The organism is Gemella sp. 20925_1_85, from assembly GCF_041433735.1.
Taxonomy (GTDB): domain Bacteria; phylum Bacillota; class Bacilli; order Staphylococcales; family Gemellaceae; genus Gemella.
The window spans coordinates 14,530-34,375 of the sequence record NZ_JAPWCC010000009.1 but is presented as its reverse complement, the minus strand read 5'-3'; the positions used below and the strand labels follow the sequence as shown (position 1 = coordinate 34,375).

At 32.9% G+C, this 19,846-nt stretch carries 13 protein-coding genes; 11 read left to right on the top strand and 2 right to left on the bottom strand.

The window, feature by feature from the left end:
* The first annotated feature begins 249 nt into the window (after nucleotides 1-249).
* From O3884_RS04485 to O3884_RS04435, 11 genes are all read left to right on the top strand, one after another.
* Entirely contained in the window at nucleotides 250-1,065 is an 816-nt protein-coding gene (locus O3884_RS04485) for an MBL fold metallo-hydrolase (protein ID WP_371451986.1), read from the top strand.
* Nucleotides 1,066-1,437: 372 nt separating this feature from the next.
* A complete protein-coding gene (locus tag O3884_RS04480; protein WP_371451984.1) occupies nucleotides 1,438-2,442 on the top strand; it encodes an ABC transporter ATP-binding protein in 1,005 nt (334 codons plus the stop codon).
* A complete protein-coding gene (locus O3884_RS04475; protein WP_371451982.1) occupies nucleotides 2,435-3,367 on the top strand; it encodes an ATP-binding cassette domain-containing protein in 933 nt (310 codons plus the stop codon). The genes O3884_RS04480 and O3884_RS04475 overlap by 8 nt, the downstream gene beginning before the upstream one ends.
* A complete protein-coding gene (opp4B, locus tag O3884_RS04470) occupies nucleotides 3,367-4,332 on the top strand; it encodes an oligopeptide ABC transporter permease (protein ID WP_060914624.1) in 966 nt (321 codons plus the stop codon). Before O3884_RS04475 ends, opp4B begins: the two co-directional genes overlap by 1 nt.
* A 14-nt stretch (nucleotides 4,333-4,346) precedes the next feature.
* On the top strand, nucleotides 4,347-5,252 hold the full coding sequence (locus tag O3884_RS04465; RefSeq protein ID WP_003144294.1) for an ABC transporter permease: 906 nt from the start codon (nucleotides 4,347-4,349) through the stop codon (nucleotides 5,250-5,252).
* A gap of 360 nt (nucleotides 5,253-5,612) precedes the next feature.
* Complete coding sequence (locus O3884_RS04460; RefSeq protein ID WP_371451979.1) at nucleotides 5,613-7,415, top strand: ABC transporter substrate-binding protein; 1,803 nt, start codon at nucleotides 5,613-5,615, stop codon at nucleotides 7,413-7,415.
* 377 nt (nucleotides 7,416-7,792) lie between these two features.
* Nucleotides 7,793-9,595 carry an ABC transporter substrate-binding protein gene (locus O3884_RS04455; protein WP_294682888.1) on the top strand — a complete coding sequence of 601 codons (1,803 nt, stop codon included), beginning with the start codon at nucleotides 7,793-7,795 and terminating at the stop codon, nucleotides 9,593-9,595.
* 365 nt (nucleotides 9,596-9,960) lie between these two features.
* Nucleotides 9,961-11,766, top strand: coding sequence for an ABC transporter substrate-binding protein (locus tag O3884_RS04450; RefSeq protein WP_371451978.1), 1,806 nt, complete (start codon nucleotides 9,961-9,963; stop codon nucleotides 11,764-11,766).
* A gap of 440 nt (nucleotides 11,767-12,206) precedes the next feature.
* Nucleotides 12,207-14,006, top strand: a complete 1,800-nt coding sequence (locus tag O3884_RS04445) for an ABC transporter substrate-binding protein (protein WP_371451976.1) — start codon at nucleotides 12,207-12,209, stop codon at nucleotides 14,004-14,006.
* Between the two features lie 381 nt (nucleotides 14,007-14,387).
* Nucleotides 14,388-15,281: a DMT family transporter gene (locus O3884_RS04440; RefSeq protein ID WP_371451974.1), complete on the top strand. Its 894-nt coding sequence runs from the start codon at nucleotides 14,388-14,390 to the stop codon at nucleotides 15,279-15,281.
* A gap of 92 nt (nucleotides 15,282-15,373) precedes the next feature.
* The gene (locus O3884_RS04435) at nucleotides 15,374-16,438 is read left to right on the top strand and encodes an endonuclease (RefSeq protein ID WP_371451972.1); all 1,065 of its coding nucleotides are present in this window, start codon (nucleotides 15,374-15,376) and stop codon (nucleotides 16,436-16,438) included.
* A gap of 418 nt (nucleotides 16,439-16,856) precedes the next feature.
* On the opposite strand, the gene O3884_RS04430 is transcribed toward O3884_RS04435, so the two are convergent.
* Nucleotides 16,857-18,056 (bottom strand): dicarboxylate/amino acid:cation symporter, encoded by a 1,200-nt coding sequence (locus O3884_RS04430; protein ID WP_371451971.1) that lies wholly within the window; start codon nucleotides 18,054-18,056, stop codon nucleotides 16,857-16,859.
* A 209-nt stretch (nucleotides 18,057-18,265) separates the two neighbouring features.
* The gene (locus O3884_RS04425) at nucleotides 18,266-19,591 is read right to left on the bottom strand and encodes an FAD-containing oxidoreductase (protein WP_271987063.1); all 1,326 of its coding nucleotides are present in this window, start codon (nucleotides 19,589-19,591) and stop codon (nucleotides 18,266-18,268) included.
* Nucleotides 19,592-19,846: the final 255 nt, after the last annotated feature.

Genomic DNA, 19,846 nt, shown 5'->3' with positions numbered 1-19,846 from the left:
CCTCCTTCTCGTTTTTGTTGTTTTTATTATACACATTATTTTTTTAGAATGCAAGTCTTTTTTTTATAATTTTTTAAATTTTTCTGACAATTTACAAAAGTAGCCTATTGTAACAAGATTCTAAAGGAGTGTTTATTTAAAATATATTAAGAGATGATTAGGAATGTTCAAGATTGTAGTTCTTTCTACCTAAAGCATTGTAAAAGTGGTATAATATAAAGGTGTAAAATTTAAGTATGGAGGTGCAATTTGAAATTATCGGTATTAGCCAGCAGTAGTAGTGGAAATAGTATTTTTATAGAGCATAATAATTTTAGATGTTTGGTAGATGCTGGACTGACTGGGAAAAAAGTAGTAGAGAACTTAGCACAAATAGAGCGTGATATTAAAGATATAAATGCGATTTTTGTAACGCATGAGCACATAGATCATATTAAAGGAGTAGGGGTATTAGCGAGAAAGTACAATATTCCGGTATATGCCAACGCCCTTACTTGGCAAAATATGTTGAAATGTGGTGAAATAAGCTCAGATTTAAAATTTCATTTTGAAAAAGAAGAAAGTAAAATTTTTGATGATGTAGTAGTTAATAGTTTTGGAGTTAGTCATGATGCTATAAATCCGCAATTTTATACTTTTGAGTGTGATGGAAAAAGAGTTAGTATTCTTACGGATACGGGTTATGTATCTGATAAGATGATTGATTATGTGAAGGATTCTCATACAATTGTTTATGAGAGTAATCATGAGGAGAATGTTCTGCTTAGTGGACCTTATCCATGGACTACTAAGCAACGTATATTATCAGATATGGGTCACTTGTCAAATACAGATTCTGCAAATTATTTAACGAAAATAGTAGGAGATAATACGAAGAATGTCTTTTTAGCCCACTTAAGTGAGCAAAACAACACGAAGGAACTAGCTCGTATGGCAGCTGATATGACTCTTAAACACAAGGATATAGATTGTGTTCTAGAAGCTGATAAAACTATCGATTGTAATGATAAAATAATTATAATGGATACTGATCCAGTAGTTCCGACTAAGATAATAGAAATATAATAAAAACTGAGGATAACTTGTAAAAAATTTATCTATGTGATAGATTTTATAAGTTGACCTTAGTTTTTTCTTCTATAAAAATAGTGGAAAAATAAAATGATTTTTACATGTGAGAACGAAAACCTTTTCTGTAAATATTCAGAAAATTCTAGTTTTTTTGCGCTGAATTTTTATTTTTTTATTGCTTTTTTTCTAAAAATTTTATAATATAGTATTATGTAGTTTTTTAAAAAGTTATGATTTATGAAAAAAATTATTATTCACAAAATAAGTTGTAATGTTTAATAAAACAAGATAAAAATGAAAATAAATGAAATAAAGTTTAAAATTGTATTAATTTATTGAGTAATGTTATTGGAAGGAGATAGGCGAATGGAAAAACTATTAGAGATTAAAAATCTAGAGACAGCTTTTAGAATCAAAGATGATTACTTTAACGCTGTTGATAAAGTTAGTTTGGACCTATATAGAAATGAAGTATTAGCTATCGTTGGAGAGAGTGGTTGTGGTAAGTCTACATTAGCGACAACTATTATGCGTCTTCATAATGAAAATCTAACGAAGTCTACTGGAGAAATTATTTTTAACGGGAAAAATATACTAGATTTAACAGAAGATGAAATGAATAAAATTAGAACAAAAGATATTGGGATGATTTTCCAAGATCCGCTTTCTTCATTAAACCCACTACACAGAATTGGGAAACAAATTGAAGAGGCTCTAATTTATCATACTGAATTAAGTGCAGAAGAAAGACAAAAACGTGTTATTGAGTTATTAACACAAGTTGGTATTCCAAATCCTGAACGTTGTGCAAAACAGTATCCACACGAATTATCTGGTGGTATGCGTCAACGTGTAATGATAGCGATGGCGATGAGTTGTAAACCAAGTGTTCTTATCGCGGATGAACCAACAACAGCTCTAGATGTTACAATCCAGGCGCAAATCTTAGACCTTGTTAAAGGGCTTCAAGAAGAAATGCAAGCCGGAATTATCCTGATTACGCATGACCTTGGGGTAGTTGCTGAAATGGCTGATAGAGTGGCAGTACTATATGCTGGAGAAGTAGTAGAAATCGGAACTGCAGAGCAAATCTTTAAAAATCCTCAGCACCCTTACACACGTAGTTTATTACGTAGTATTCCTCAACTTGATGATGAAGATGCTAGTGATGAACTTTACGTTATTCAAGGGATGGTTCCATCTTTAAAAACTTTAGATAGACAAGGATGTCGTTTTGCTGATCGTATTCCTTGGGTTAAAGATGAACATCACGAACATAATCCGACTCTACATGAAGTAGAAGAAGGACACCATGTACGTTGTACATGTTACAGAAACTTTGAATTTGAAGGGGAGGAAAACAATGCTTAAAGTTGAAAATCTAAAAGTGCATTATCCTATTCGTGGTGGATTTTTCAATACAATTAAAGACCATGTTTATGCAGTAGATGGTGTTGATATTGAGATAGAAGCTGGGAAAACGTATGGGCTAATTGGAGAAAGTGGTAGTGGAAAAACTACTGTTGGTAAAGTTGTTCTAGGTTTAGAAAAAGCAACTGATGGACAAATTATTTATAAAGAAGAAGATGTTACTAAAAAAGCAGCTCGTAAGAAGATTAAATATAATCGCGATGTTCAAATGATTTTCCAAGATGCAATGTCTAGTTTAAATCCTAAGAAGCGTATTATAGATATTATCGCAGAACCAATTAATAACTTTGATAACTTATCTGAAGAAGATACAAAAAAACGCGTACTAGAGCTTTTAAATATCGTTGGTATGGGTGAAGAAGCTATGTACAAATATCCATTTGAATTCTCAGGTGGACAACGTCAACGTATCGGGGTTGCGCGTGCGATTGCATGTAATCCTCGTCTAATCGTAGCTGACGAACCAGTATCGGCTCTTGACCTTTCGGTTCAAGCACAGGTTCTAAACTTCATGAAGAAAATTCAAAAAGACTTTAATATAAGTTATCTATTCATTTCTCATGACCTTGGAGTTGTTAAACACATGTGTGACTATATTTATATCATGTACCGTGGTCGTATCGTAGAACGCGGAACACGTGAAGATATATACAATAATCCACAACACATTTATACAAAACGTCTTATTGCGGCTATTCCAAGTACTAACTTAGATAAAGCTAAAGAAGTAAAAGAAATAAGACAAGCTGTAGAAGAAGAATATCAAAAACATTATAATGATTATTTTGATAAAGATGGAAGAGTATATCCACTTAAGAAATTAACAGAAACACACTATGTAGCAATGAAAGGAGGAGAAGTGTAATGTGGAAAGTAGTTTTAAAACGATTTTTAGTAATGATACCACAGTTATTCATCCTTAGTGTACTAGTGTTTGGTCTAGCTAAACTTATGCCTGGGGACCCATTCAGTGGTTTGGCAGAAAATCCAAAAATCTCTCAAGAGCAAATTGAAGCGATTCGTCAAGCGAGTGGATTCTATGAGCCTTGGTACCAACAATATCTAACTTGGCTGAAAAACTTTATGCATGGAGATTTCGGACTAAGTTATACTACTGGTAAGTCAGTAGGAACACTTCTTGGAGAAAGAATTTTCAATACATTCAACCTGTCATTATTTACAGCGGTAATCATGTATGCGATCGCTATTCCTATGGGGATGTATGCAGGACGTTATAACGGTTCTAAATTCGATAAATTCGTAAACTTTTATAACTTCTTCTTCCTAGCGATTCCATCATTCGTATTATACTTATTCATGATCGCATTATTTGGTTTTGGTTTAGGATGGTTCCCAACAAGTGGATCTGTAGATGTTAACCTTGACCCAGGAACATTCACGTACTATATTAACAAACTACAACACTTAGTGTTACCAGGTATCTGTTTAGCGTTATTATCAACAGTATCAACTGTTCAATATTTACGTAATGAAGTTATCGATGCGAAACAAAGTGACTATGTAAAAACAGCTCGTTCTAAAGGTGTACCAGTTAAAAAAGTTTACTCAGGACACATCTTCAGAAACTCTATTTTGCCAATCGCAGCATTCTTCGGATTCTCTATTACTGGATTATTCAGTGGTGGTATCTTCGTAGAAACAATCTTCGGTTACCCAGGAATGGGACAACTGTTCTACCAAAGTATTCAAGATAGAGACTATAGTGTTGTTACAACATTAATGTTATTCTCTGGATTCTTAACACTGCTTGGTAGTACATTAAGTGATATTATCATGGCGATTGTAGACCCACGTATTAAATTGGACTAGGAGGAAGTTGAACAATGACAAAAGCAAAAGAAGAAAAAGTTATAACTAAAACTCCTTCTGGGTTTTCAGTTGTAGCTCGTGAATTTAAAAAAGATAAAGGTGCACTTGCAGCTTTAATTACATTAAGTGCTATCTTAATTTTCGTAGTACTTTTCAATATTTACATTCGTGTAAGTGGAGTATATAGTACTTACTTCGATGTAGATTTATTAAATATTTTCTTAAAACCTGGTGAGGATGGATTCTTATTAGGTACAGATGTAGGTGGTCACTCAGTTTTTGGATGGCTAATGATGGGAATGCTTAACTCTATTCTTATCGCAGTAGCAGTAACAGCGATTACTATTGGTTTTGGTACTGCAGTAGGGTTAGTTATTGCTTACTATGGTGGACGTGTTGATAATATTGTGATGCGTTTTGTAGACTTTATGGTAATCATCCCAACACTGATGGTAATCATCGTATTCGTAAGTATCAAACGTGATTACGGTCTAGTACTGTTCATCTTGATCTTATCAGCATTCGCATGGATGGGATCAACTCGTTTAGTACGTAGTAAGGCTTTATCAGAATCACGTCGTGATTATGTACTTGCTTCAAAAACTATGGGAACACCTGATTGGAAAATCATGTTACAAGGAATCTTACCTAACATTAGTTCTATTATTATCGTAGAAGCTACGTTATCATTAGCGGCTAATATGGGTATCGAGGTAGGTTTAACATACCTTGGATTCGGTCTTCCAGCAGGAACACCAAGTATCGGTACTATGTTATCTTATGCAAAAGATGCAGACGTACTTATCAACAAAATGTACATTTGGCTGCCAGCAGCCCTTGCGATCTTAATTATCGTACTATGTATCAACTCTATCGGTGGAGCATTAAGACGTAGTTTAGATGCTAGACAAAGATTATAATTTTAAAGGTCATGTAGAGATTTTCTACATGGCTTTTATTATTTATAAAATATTATTTACAAATAATATCCAATTCTGCTGTTATAGAAGTATAATTTAAAAGATAGTGAATTATTACTTTTAAAATAGAGAAATCTTAATTATTACCGTGAAATTAACAAAGGTTTTATGTTTTATTACAGAAATTTTATGTGTTAGATTTAGATTGCTAATAAATATAAAATTTTATTTCAGTGAAAATTAAAAAAACATTGTAAAATTTTCTGACAATTACTTGACGGGTGTAATTTTTTCTGATATAATTGCTAAAAATAAATATTTAAGAAAGGCTGTATACAATACAGCATGGAGGATAAGATAATGGAAAAGAAAAAAATGTTAAAGGTAGTTAGTTCAGCTATGGCTCTCACAATGTTACTTGCAGGATGCTCAAGCGCAAGTAACAGTTCTAAAGGAAGCAAAGCTGCTGTCGAGTTCAAGACAGCTGTAGACAATGGTGGAAATGCACTTAGTGGCCAACAACTTAAAATTGGTATTGCTTCTGCAGATCCACTAACAGGGATGTTTAACCCAATATTCTATTTACAATCAACAGATTATGATGTAATGAAATATACAATGGCAAGAGCGTTCCCACTTGACGATGCAAACCGTCAAAAACAAGATAATAAAGAAGCACCGGTTATGTTCCACGTAGATCGTGACAAAAAAGAAGTTACATTAACTATTCATAAAGATCTTAAATGGAGCAATGGAGAAGATGTTAAAGCAGATGATATCGTTGCGACTTATGAGCTTATGGGGAATCCTAAGTATACAGAAAACGTTCGTTACAGTGATGAATATGAAGTAATCGAAGGTATGAAAGAGTATCACGATGGAAAAGCTAAAAACATCTCTGGTGTAGTTAAAAAAGACGACAAGACAGTAGTACTTAAGTACAAAGAAATTAAGCCATCATTATTATGGGGTAATGGATTCATCGGAGAATTCTTAAACAAGGCTCAAGTAGAAGCTGCATCAAAAGACTTCACTAAATTTGTTGAAGCAGACTTAAACAAAAAACCATTATCTTATGGACCATATTATTTAGATAAAGTAGTAAACGGGGAAAGTGTATTAGCGAAAGCTAACCCTTATTACTACAAAAAATCTGAAGTGAAAATTCCAGAAATCCAATTCAAAGTAGTATCACCAGCTCAAGCAAGTGCTGTTCTTAAAAATGGTGATGTAGACTTAATGGATAGTTTAACTACAGGTATCTGGGATGGTACTAAAGACGCTAAGAACGGAACAATCTTAGGAGAATCTGATTACTATATCTCTTATGTTGGATTCAAACTAGGTAAATTCAACAAAGAAAAAGGTGAAGTAGAAGTAGATCCAAACGCAAAAGCTGCAGATAAACGAGTGCGTCAAGCATTTGGATATGCAGTAGACTGGGATCAAATCAATGAAAAAATCTATAAAGGATTACGTTTCACACCAACTGGTTCTGGATTCTATCCACCAATCGTTAAAATGTTCCACAACAAAGACGGTGAAAAATATACTAAGAACGTAGAAAAAGCGAAAAAACTTCTTGATGAAGCAGGACTTAAAGATACAGATGGAGACGGATTAAGAGAAGATAAAAACGGTAAAAAACTTACATTCAACTTCGCTATCCGTAACGTAGGTCAAGATTTCGACCAAACATTAGCTGATACATTCGTTAAATCTTGGAAAGAAGTAGGATTAGATGTTAAATTAGTAGATGGAAAACTTATGTCATCTAAAGACTGGTCTCAACGTGTACAAGCAGATGATCCAGGAATCGACATCTTCCAAGGAGCTTGGGGATTAGGAAGTAACCCTGACCCAAGTGGATTAGTAGGAAAAACTTCACCACTTAACTTACAACGTTACACAACTGAAGAACTACAAAAATCATTAGATGCAATGGGAAGTAGTGACATGTTTGATGATGCTAAACTTAAAGAAGCATATCAAAAATTCGATAAACAATTCAGAGAAGAAGCTGCTTGGTTACCGTTCAGCTGGCAACAACAAATGACATGGGTTAACAAACGTGTTAAAACACTTGATTTAGCGAAACTAAAAACTGGTGAACAAAATGTTTACAGTTTAGAGTTAACAGCTGATGCACCAGCAAAAAATTAATTTAGTTTAGGAATGAGATTTGGCTAAGGGCACTTAGTTGAATTTCCCCCTAATAAACTTATATTTCATTTTATTTTCAATTAATTTTGAGAGGGATGGAAAATTAGAATTTCATAGAATATTTTGATTGAAGCCCTCTCAACTTTGAGAATATGAATATACAGTTTATATTATAGAAATATTAATTAGAAATAGATATAACTTTAAATGTATGGATTTAAAGGATATAAGGTCCTTAAGTCATAATTTAAATATGTAGAGCTACAATTTTACATAGATTTAAGGCGAAGTATCGTACTTTAATGTAGCAAGGATACTTCGTCTTAAATTTTGTTATTTTTAATTATCAACAAACTAGAGTTATATTTGGAGGAAAAATGAAGAAAAATAAATTTTTAAAAGTATTCAGTTCAGCAATGGCACTATCAATCATTCTTGCAGGATGTTCAACATCATCAAAATCATCAAAAGATGGGAAACCAGCGGTAGAATTTAAAACATCTGTTGATAACGGTGGAAGTGCAGTAAGTGATTCTGTGCTAAAAGTTGGTATCTTAAGTGCTGATCCATTAACAGGTATGTTTAACCCAGTATTTCACCTACAAGCAACAGACAATGCAGTAATGGAAGATACTATGGCACACACATTCGCTTTTGATCATTCATATAAATTAAAAGAAGACGATGAAGACGCACCTGTTAAGTTCCATTTAGATAAAGATAAAAAACAGGTAACACTTACTATCCGTAAAGATTTAAAATGGAGTAATAATCAAGACGTAGTTGCGGACGATATTATCGCAACATACGAACTTATGGCTAACCCTAAGTATAAAGATAATATTCGTTATAAGAGCGAATTTGAAACAATAGAAGGATTAAAAGACTATCACGAAGGTAAAGCTGAAAAAATCTCAGGTATTACTAAAAAAGATGATAAAACAGTAGTTATTCAATATAAAGATGTAAAACCAGCTCTTCTTTGGGGAAGTGGATTCATAACAACATTCCTTAATAAAGATCAAGTAGCTGCAGCATCAAAAGACTTCAGCAAATTTGTAGAAGCGGAATTAAATACAAAACCATTATCTTACGGTCCATACTACTTAGATAAAGTAGTAAATGGAGAGAGTGTACTTGCTAAACAAAATCCATACTACTACAAAAAAGATGATGTAAAAGTAAAAGAAATACAATTCAAAGTAGTTGCGCCAGCTCAGGCAAGCTCTGTAATTAAAAATGGTGAAATTGACTACATGTCACAAGTAACTCCGAATGTATGGAGTGCGGTAAAAGATTACTCAAATGGAACATTACTAGGACAACCAGATTTCTATATTTCATATGTAGGATTTAAGCTAGGTACATGGGATAAAGAGAAAAATGAAGTTAAAGTAAATCCTAATGCGAAAGCAGCGGATAAACGTGTGCGTCAAGCATTCGGTTATGCGGTAGACTGGGATCAATTAAATGAAAAAATCTACAAAGGATTGCGTTTCACGCCTACAAACTCAGGTATTTATCCGACACGTTCAGAAGATTATTATGATAAAGATGGATTTAAGTTCAAAAAAGATGTAGAAAAAGCGAAAAAACTTCTTGATGAAGCAGGGCTTAAAGACGTTGACGGAGATGGATTAAGAGAGGATAAAGATGGTAAAAAATTAACATTTAACTTCGCCATCCGTAATACAGGTCAAGACTACGATCAAACTCTTGCTGATGCATTCATTAAATCATGGAAAGAAGTTGGGCTAGATGTAAAACTAGCTGATGGAAAACTAATGTCATCAAAAGATTGGACACAACGTGTAACGAGTGATGATCCATCTATCGATTTATTCCAAGGGGCGTGGAGCTTAGGTACTAACCCTAACCCAGCACGTTTACTAAGTGATAAAGCTAAAGTTAACTATCAAAGATATATGAGTGATGTGCTTAAAAAAGACTTAGAAACAATCAACTCTAAAGAAATGTTAGATGATGCTAAGCGAAAAGAAGCATACAAGAAATTCGATAAAGACTTTGCAGAAGAGGCTGCTTGGTTACCATTTAGCTGGAGTACAGATATCACATGGGTAAATAAACGTATCAAAAACTTCGATGTTAAAAAATACGCTTATGGTGAACAAAAACTATATGCATTAGAGCTTACTAATAAAGATAGTGCTAAAGGATAATTTAAAAAGTTTATATTAAGTTTATAAGGATTACTCAAGAAACAACTTGAGTAGTCCTTTTTTATATAAGAAAATAAATATGTCAATTTGACAAAATTTTGAAAAGAATAATTAGTTTATGGATGCTGAATATCCTTGATATGTAAGTAAAGTAAAAGATATGTGTGTTTTATAAATAATAATTTATAAGATAGTTTATTGATATTAAATTTATGTTTTTAAAGAAACGAACAGAAATTTCAAAAAAGAATTTTGTTATTTTTTTATTATTTTCTGAAAATTCACTTGACTTATTTTTAAAATAATGTTAAACTTATTTCATAAATAATTGAAAATAAGTTTTTATATATCATGGAGGAAATAAAATGAAAAAGAATAAGTTTCTAAAAGTATTTAGTTCAGCGATGGCTCTTTCAGTAATTTTAGCTGGATGTTCAACATCAAGTAATTCTGGAAGCAAAAACGCTCCTAAAGCAAAAGTAGAATTTAAAACAAGTTTTGATAACGGTGGATCAGCTGTAGATGGTGCTACATTAAAATATGGTATCTTATCAGCTCAGCCATTAACAGGTCTTTGGAACCCAGTATTCTCTGATAAAGCAGAAGATCAATACGTAAACCAAGCAGTTATGGGTGGAACATTCCCTGCTGATGAAGAAGGTCGTACTATTCAAGATAATGCTGATGCTCCAGTTAAATTCCACTTAGATCGTGAGAAAAAAGAAGTTACATTAACTATCCATGACGGTGTTAAATGGAATAATGGAGAAGCTTTAACTTCTAAAGATATCGTAGCTACATACGAACTTATGGGTAACCCTAAATTCACTACAAACACTCGTTACAATGAGTCATACGAATTTATCGAAGGTATGAAAGAATACCACGCTGGTAAAGCGAAAACTATCTCAGGTCTTCAAGTTAAAGATGATAAGACTGTAGTAATTAAATATACTCAACTTCGCCCATCATTACTATGGGGAGAAGGTTCTGTAGATAACTTCTTGAATGCAAAACAAGTAGAAGAGGCTTCTAAAGACTTCGCTAAATTTGCTGAAGCAGACTTAAACAAAAAACCATTATCATATGGTCCTTATTACATCACTAAAGTAGTAAACGGAGAAAGTGTTCTTGCAGAACAAAACCCTCACTACTACAATAAAGATAAGATGAAACTTAAAAAAATCGAGTTCAAAACAGTAGCTCCAGCTCAAGCTAGCCAAGTAATCAAAAATGGAGAAGTTGACGTAATCGATAGCGTTACTCCAAGTGTTTACGAAGGAGCAAAAGACATCAAAAACGGAACATTCTTAGGTGATACTTCTCGTTACATGTCATATGTAGGATTCAAACTAGGTAAATTCGACAAAGAAAAAGGTGAAAACGTAGTTGATCCTAACTCTAAATTAGCTGACAAAAACTTACGTCAAGCATTCCTATATGCAGTTGACCGTGACCAAATCAATGAAAAAATCTTCAAAGGATTACGTTTCACTCCAACTGGATCTGGTATGTACCCAGCAGCTGTAGGTAAATTAGTAAACGAAAATGCAACTGCAGCTAAAAAAGATGTAGAAAAAGCTAAAAAATTATTAGATGATGCAGGATACAAAGATAAAGATGGAGACGGACTACGTGAAGACAAAAACGGAAACAAACTTTCATTCAACTTCGCAATCCGTAACACAGGTGCTGAATATGACCAAGCATTAGCAGACGTATTCGTTAAATCTTGGAAAGAAGTAGGATTAGATGTTAAATTAGTAGACGGAAAACTTATGTCTCCAAAAGACTTCTCTCAACGTGTACAAGCAGATGATCCATCAATCGATATCTTCCAAGCTGCATGGCAATTTGGAACAAACCCTAACCGTCAAGAGTTACTAGGTAAAAAAGCTCCGTTAAACTTATATCGTTACACTACTGAAGCATTCGAAAACAGCTTCAAGGCTCAAGGATCAGAAGATATGTTTGATGATGCTAAATTAAAAGCAGCTTACAACAAATTTGATGGAGAAGTAGCTGAAGAATTACCATTCTTCCCATTAAGCTGGGATACAAGTATCACATTCTTCAACAAACGTGTTAAATCATACGATTTAGCTAAAGCTAAGAAAAATCAATTCAAACTTTATGACATTGAGTTAACAGCTAACGAAGGTGCTAAATAATAAAAATTAAAATGCGACATAGATAACTTAGGTTGTCTATGTCGTTTATTTTTCAAATTTGAAAGAAAATTCAAAAAACTCTTGATTTTTTATACAATTAGTAGTAAAATAAACATAACAAAAGTACAAAAGATTTTTCATTATAACTAAAATGAAAAACTTAATGATTAGGAGGACTACCATGAAACAAAATTTCAATATTCAATCTTGGCAATGGCGTAGATAATATTGTGTGTATGTTTTAACGACATAGACACAATTTTAGCGTGCTCTAAAAAGTGTCTATGTCGGCAAGGTAGGAAATTTGTAATTATACAATGTACTAAAAATTCGATAGTGCCGCATAGTAAAATAAACTATGCGGCATTTTTCTCTTTTTAGAGTAGGTTAAATATATAAGCGTCTTAAAATTAACACTATTATTCAGGAGAAAATTAACTATGAAACAAAGAAAAATATTATCAGTATTCAGTTCTGTATTTGCATTATCAATTTTATTAGCAGGATGTTCTACAGGCTCGAATAGCGGTAACCAAAACCAAACTAAAGCGAAAGTAGACTTCAAAGTATCTGCGGATAATGGGGGGAATACAGTTAAGGATGCTACATTCAAATATGGAATACTAACAAATAGCCCATTTGTTGGATTATTCCACCCAGTACTACACGCTAACAAGGCTGATGGAGTTATTACAGAAACAGTATTCGGAAAAACTTTCCCAGTAGATGATGCGTTGAAATATAAGTTAGATGACAACGATGCACCTGTAAAATTACACATAGACAAAGATAAAAATGAAGCAACCTTAACGATTCATGATGGCGTGAAATGGAATAATGGTGAAGATCTTACATCAAAAGATATAATCGCTAGTTATGAACTGCTAGGAAATCCAAAATACACAGAAAATGTAAGATATAACGGTTCATTTGAGCTTATCGAAGGTATGAAAGATTATCATGAAGGAAAAGCTAAAACAATCTCAGGTATTCAAGCGAAAGATGATAAAACAGTAGTTATTAAATATAGTAAGTTATCACCTTCGATGTTATGGGGAGATGGATTTATTTACGCATTCTCTAACGCAAAACAAATCGCAAAAGTAACTGACTTTGCAAGATTTGGAGAAGCTGAATTAACAAAACGTCCATTGTCATACGGTCCTTATGTAATAACTAAAGAAGTACAAGGGGAGAGCGTTATAGCTGAGGCTAACCCATACTACTATAAAAAAGATGAGATAAAAGTTCCTAAAGTCGAATTCAAAGCAGTAGCACCAGCGCAAGCGAGTCAAATACTTAAAAATGGTGAAATAGATTACCTAACTGACATTAACACAACAGTTTATGAAGGATTAAAAGATGCGAAAAATGGTGAGTTACTAGGACAACCATCTTCATTCATGTCATTTGTAGGATTTAAATTTGGTAAATACGATAAAGAGAAAAAAGAAAATGTACCTTTAGAAAACACTAAATTTAATAATAAAAATGTAAGACAAGCCTTCTTATATGCAGTTGACCGTGATCAAATCAATGAGAAAATCTATAAAGGTCTACGTTTCACACCGACTGGATCAGCACTATATCCACCAACAGTAGGAAAACTAAGAAATGAAAAAGCAACTGTTGTTAAAAAAGATGTAGAAAAAGCTAAAAAACTATTAGATGAAGCTGGCTATAAAGATGTAGACGGAGACGGATTAAGAGAAGATAATAAAGGAAACAAACTAGTATTCAACTTTGCCTTCCAAGGTGGAAATAACTATGACCAAGCCCTAGCCGACACATTTATTAAATCATGGAAAGAAGTAGGTCTAGATGTTAAATTACTAGATAATAAGCTAATGGGTAAAAAAGAATGGGATCAACGAGTGCTAGGAGATGACCCAGAGATTGATTTATTCTTAGGTGCAGGTCACCACGGATCAGACCCTAGTCGTCAAGAATTATTCGGTCGTCAGTCACAATTCAACTACTTCAGATATACAAGTGACAAAATCGATGAAGCCTTCAAAGAACAAAGATCAGATGAAATGTTTGATGATAATAAATTAAAAGAAGCATACAACAAATTCGATGATTTAATCGCAGATGAATTACCATTCTTTGGACTAAGCTGGGATACAGAAATCACTTATGTTAACAAGAGAGTAAAACACTTCAATGTTGAAGATTTCACAAAAGGACGTTTAAGTGTGGAAAATTTAGAACTAACAAAAGAAGCTCCTGAAAAATAATATATAGTGATTGAATATGAAATTAATCAGAAAAAACATAAATAAAACCTCGTTTTATTAGATTATTATGACGTGTATAATTGTTTAGATTGTAAAATATTAAATTAAAATAACTAAGAGCAACTTGAAGATTAATATTTCGTTTGAAATAGATGTCTTTGAGTTGCTCTTTTCTAATTATCGATAGAAATTTTAGAGTATTTCCGAGGAAATAGTGACTGTGAGAAGTTGTATTTAATAATACCAGTATATGGAATGCTAACAGTTGAATTTTTTGTAAATAACGTATAAAATTATAAAAGTATAATGTATTTATTGCTATGATAGTGAATACTTTTAGAATTTTAAAATTCATAGAAAATTTATAGGAAAGGTGTATTAATGAGAAAATTTATTTCGGAGTTATTGTTAATAATTGTTACGATTATTTGGGGATTAGCTTTTATCTGGCAAAATATTGCGAGTAAGGTTTTAGGACCTCTTACAGTTGTAGGTATAAGATCAGTAATCGCAGTAGTATTTCTTGGTGCTGTAGCACTTCTGATTCCAAGTCTATATAGAAGTCAGGATCCTAAGATTTTGGCAGAGCCAATAACAAAAAATAAAAGTTGGATACTTGGTGGTATCTGTGGAATAGTATTATTTTTTGCAATGTATATTTCGCAAATAGGTATCGGGATGACAACAGCAGGGAAAGCTGGGTTTATTACAGTGTTATACATTTGTATAGTACCATTTATCGGGGTATTCTTAGGTAATAAGCTTAATAAATTCTTTATTATAGGATTAATTTTATCTGTAATTGGTTTTTATTTCTTATCGGTAAAAGAAGAATTTGCGTTAGAGATGGGAGATATTATCGTCCTAATCAGTGCGGTTTTATTCGGGATTCATATTATTGTTATTGACTATTCAGCTGCTAGAGTTAATTCAATGTTCTTATCACTTGTTCAATTAGTAGTTGTATCTATAATGAGTTTAGGATTAGCAACTTTCAAGGAAACAATCGTCTTTGCAGATATAATGAGTGTTATTTGGCCACTACTTGCGATAGGGGTGCTTTCTAGTGGAGTAGGATATACTTTACAAATCGTAGGACAAAAAGATGTTCCACCGCATACAGCGTCGTTGATATTAAGTTTAGAGTCAGTTGTAGCTGCGATAGGTGGAGTTCTTATTCTTGGTGAGCATATAGGCCTAAGAGAAGGAATAGGTATGCTTATCGTCTTTGTAGGTATTATAGTTTCACAACTACGAGACAAAAAAAGTAATTAAATAATTTACAATGAAATTTAATGGAGGGCAGCTTGAAAATCACGATTTATAGATAGATTTCCTTGTGCCTTCTATTTTTTATGAGGTTAAAGATGAAAAAAATATTAAAGATAGTATTAGGGTTAGTGCTTATGGGGATTTTAGGGTTTGCAGGATTAGTTGGATATTTATGGGCTACAGAATATAGTCCTAACGGAGTTGAGAGTTTGAAGGTAACTAAACAAGGTACTTCAGAAACTGCTAAGGTAGGAACAGAGTACACAGCTCTTAACTGGAATATAGGATATGCTGGTCTTGATAAAGATGAAGATTTCTTTATGGATGGTGGAAAGATGGTTCTACCACTAGATAAAGCTCATGTTGAAGAAAATCTAAAAAACATTACAGAGATAGTAAAAAATGAGAATGCTAATGTCAATTTTATTCAAGAGATAGATGAAGATTCAAAACGTAGTTACAATATCAACCAAGTTACTAAATTTGATGAGATACTAGGTTTAAATAGTATTTTAGCGTATAATTTCAAGGTTAGATATGTACCTTATCCAGTACCACCGTTAGGGAAAGTTAAGAGTGGTATTTATACTGCGACTAGTTTCAACGTGGAGAATGCAAGAAGATTCCAAATGGCAATACCATTCACATTCCCAGAGAGACTTGCTAATTTAAAACGAGGATTCTCTGTTATTTATACAAAAGTTGAAAATAGTGATAAGCATTTAGTGTTGATTAATGCTCACCTGGATGCTTATGATAAAGGTAATTCGGGTAAAAAAGCTCAGATGAAACAACTTCTTGAATTTATCGATTATGAGTATAAGAAAGGTAATTATGTTCTTGTTGGAGCGGATTTTAATCAGTCGTTAAAAACTTTAACACAAGATGAGATTAACGTTGTGCCAAAAGAATTATGGCGTGCTGAGAATCTAGATAAGAGTATGTTACCTGCAGGATTTAACTTAGTATATGATGAAAGTAAAAATTCTGCGAGACTTAATAATAAACCTTATGTGAAGGATAGTGAAGGTACTTATGGCTTTATTATCGATGGATATATTGCTAGTGATAATATAGAAGTACTTGGGGTAGAGACGCTAAATCAAGAGTATAGATATAGTGATCATAACCCGGTAAAACTAAGATATAAACTTAAATAGAATAAAAGAAGCGGCTCGGAGATTAAGTTCAAAGAGCTGCTTTTTCAATAAATTAGGCATTATAGACACTTGTTCTTTTGATTGTGGTGCGAGACGTCTTCAACCAACTAAAGTCGTTTTCCGACTAAAAAGAAAGCCTGTAGTCTTTCTTTTCCTCGATAAAATGCATTCGCATTTTATTATCACCACTATAAAGAACAAGTTAATATATATTATTTCTAATGTACCAAATAATAGAATAATTTAAACAGTAGGTGAAAATAATTATATTATATAGTTAAAAGGATCTTTGAAATTATAAAGAACAGAATAGCTATTTCTAAATTTTATCGGCACTTGTTCTTTGATTGTGATGCGAGATGGCTTTAACTAATTGAATATGAAAAATCCCACAAACTTATATTTGTGGGATAGTTTTTTATGCGTTTTGTTCTGCGTCTTTTTTGAAGAAAAGTTTGTTTAACTTATCAACGATTGCTGATAAAGCTCCGTCTCCAGAAATGTTACATGCAGTTCCAAAGCTATCTTGAGTGATGTATAATGCGATCATTAGAGATAACATGATTTCGTTGAATCCAAGAACTGATTGTAATAATCCAAGAGCTGCCATAACTCCTCCACCAGGAACCCCAGGAGCAGCTACCATTGTTACTCCAAGTAATAAGATGAATTTAATCATTACCGCAGCTGATGGGAATGCAGCACCGTTTTGTAACCAGAATACTGCAGATGCACATGTAGTTAATGTGATTGTACTTCCTGATAAGTGGATAGTCGCAAATAATGGAATAGTGAAGTTTGCGATATTTTTATCAACACCCATTTTCTTAGTACTTCTTAGTGTTACTGGGATAGTAGCAGCTGAAGATTGAGTACCGATTGCAGTCATGTATGCTGGTAAGATGTTAACAAGCATCTTAAATGGATTTCTTCCGTTAACTGTTCCAGCTACGAAGTATTGGATAATAATGATTATTACGTGCATAATAATGATAATTACGAATACCATAGCGAAGATTTTTAAAATCTTAAATACTTCACCAGAAGCTGTGATGTTCATGAATACACCTAGGATGTAGAATGGAAGAAGTGGAATAATTACTGTAGCAAGTAATTTTTCAATAATTTCTCCGAAATCTGCGAATCCTTGTTTAAGTCCTTCTGACTGAGTTGCTGAAATCCCGATTCCTAAGATGAATGAGATAATAAGAGAAGTAGTAACATCGAAAATTGGAGTCATTTTAAACTCGATAAAAGGTTTTAATAATAAATCCTCTGGGTTTTTGAATGATTGTAATGTAGCGTTAGCTAAGATGTTTGGTAATACTGCTTCAGCTGTTAGGAATGCGAATGTTCCTGCGATAATTGTAGAAATATAAGCAACTCCTGTTGATAATCCAAGTAATTTACCAGCGTTGTTTGACACTTGGCTGATACCTGGTACGATAAATCCTACGATAATAAGTGGGATTGTGAATCCTAAGAATGAGCTGAAAATAGATGAGAATGTTACGAAAACTCTAATGATTGATGTTGGTAGAGTACTTCCTAAAACTATCCCTAATGTTACAGCGATAATAAGTTTTGCTATTAATGGAATTCTTTTATATAAACTCATTGTTCGATCTCCTTTTTTTATTTTATTGTATTTTTTAAAAAGACATGTGTACATTATACAAGAAAAGCCTTGATTTGTAAAGGGATTGAGACATATTTTTTTAATTATTTGAAGATTTTATATTTTTATATAGTAGAAATACAGTTGAAATAAACAAAAAAAGCTTAAAACCTCAAATTATTATTGAGATTTTAAGCTTTTTGCAGTTATTAGATTAATTTGAATACATCATTTAAGTTTTCAGCCATTGTTGGGTGAGTGAAGATTTGATCTCTGATGTAAGTGTAAGGAATTTTGTTATCAATTGCCATTTTAATTAGGTTGATAATTTCTTCTGAGTTTTTACCGAATAAAGTAGCTCCAAGAATTAAGTTAGTGTCTTTGTCTACAGTTACACGGAATAATCCACGTGGATCTTGGTTAACAGCTCCTCTAGGCATGTTAGCAACTGGTAATGATGCTACTGCAACGTTAGGGTATGCTGCTTCAGCTTCTTCTTTGTGTAATCCAACGTGAGATAATGCTGGAGAGATGAATGTTGAGTAAGGTACGTTTTTACGGTCAGCAGTTGTGTACTCTTTGTTACCGTGTAAGTATCCGTTAACTACTCTGAAGTCGTCTAATGATACATAAGTGAATTGTAATCCACCGTTAACATCACCAACTGCGAATACATTTTCTACAGCTGTTTGACAGAATTCGTCAACTACGATTGTTCCGTTTGGACGTAATTCGATGTCAGTGTTTTCTAATCCTAATCCTTCAGTGTTAGCACGACGTCCAGTTGCGTGTAATACTGCTTCGAATTCTAGTGGACCGTATTTTTCTGTATCAACAACTACAAGTTCTCCGTTGTTGCGGATTTCTTTAGTTGCAGTTCCTAATTTGAACTCGATTCCTGCCTCTTCTAAGTATCCTTGAGCAAGTTCAGCGATATCTTTATCTTCTCTTCCTAAGATTCCAGGAGCGAAGTCGATTACTGTAACTTTAACTCCAAGACGAGCGTATAGGTTAGCGAATTCTAATCCGATGTTACCTCCACCGATAATTCCTAGAGTTTTAGGAGCTTTTTCTAATTTTTGGAATTCAGTGCTATCGTAAACATTTTTAGATGTTGTTAATCCTGGAATTGGTAATACATTGTTTTTAGCTCCAGTGTTAATTACTACGATTTCACCTTCAAGTTGTTTAGTTTCTCCGTTAGCAGAAATTTCTACTACTTTGTTTGAAACGAATTTAGCGTGAGCTGTGTAAACATCAACGTTTGGACTATTGTCTAACATAGCGAAGTTTTTAGCGTTAAGTTTAGATACAACAGCATCTCTTGTAGCTTTAGCTTCTGCGAAATCTTTTTTGTTGTCAGCAGCTACGATTAAAGTTTTAGTTGGGATACATCCGATATTGATACAAGTACCACCATACATTGCACTACTTTCTTCAACTACTGCTACTTTTTTTCCTTCTTTAGCAAATGTTGCTGCTAAAGTTTTTCCGGCTTTACCGAATCCTACTACTAATAAATCATATTTAACCATAATTTGATTCCTCTTTTACTTTAAATTTTTATTGTTTATTTTTTATATCTGTATAATAAATATAAATGAAAACTATTTAATTCATATTTTACTCTTACTTTTTTAAAATTTCAAGTACTTTGCCTACAAAAGTAGACGATTTTTAAAATTTTTTTTGATATAAGATTATATTATGGAAGAAATCGTTATAATATCAACGTTTTAAAGAAATTATTTTTTGATATTATTTTGATATTGCTTCTCATTATGGTATAA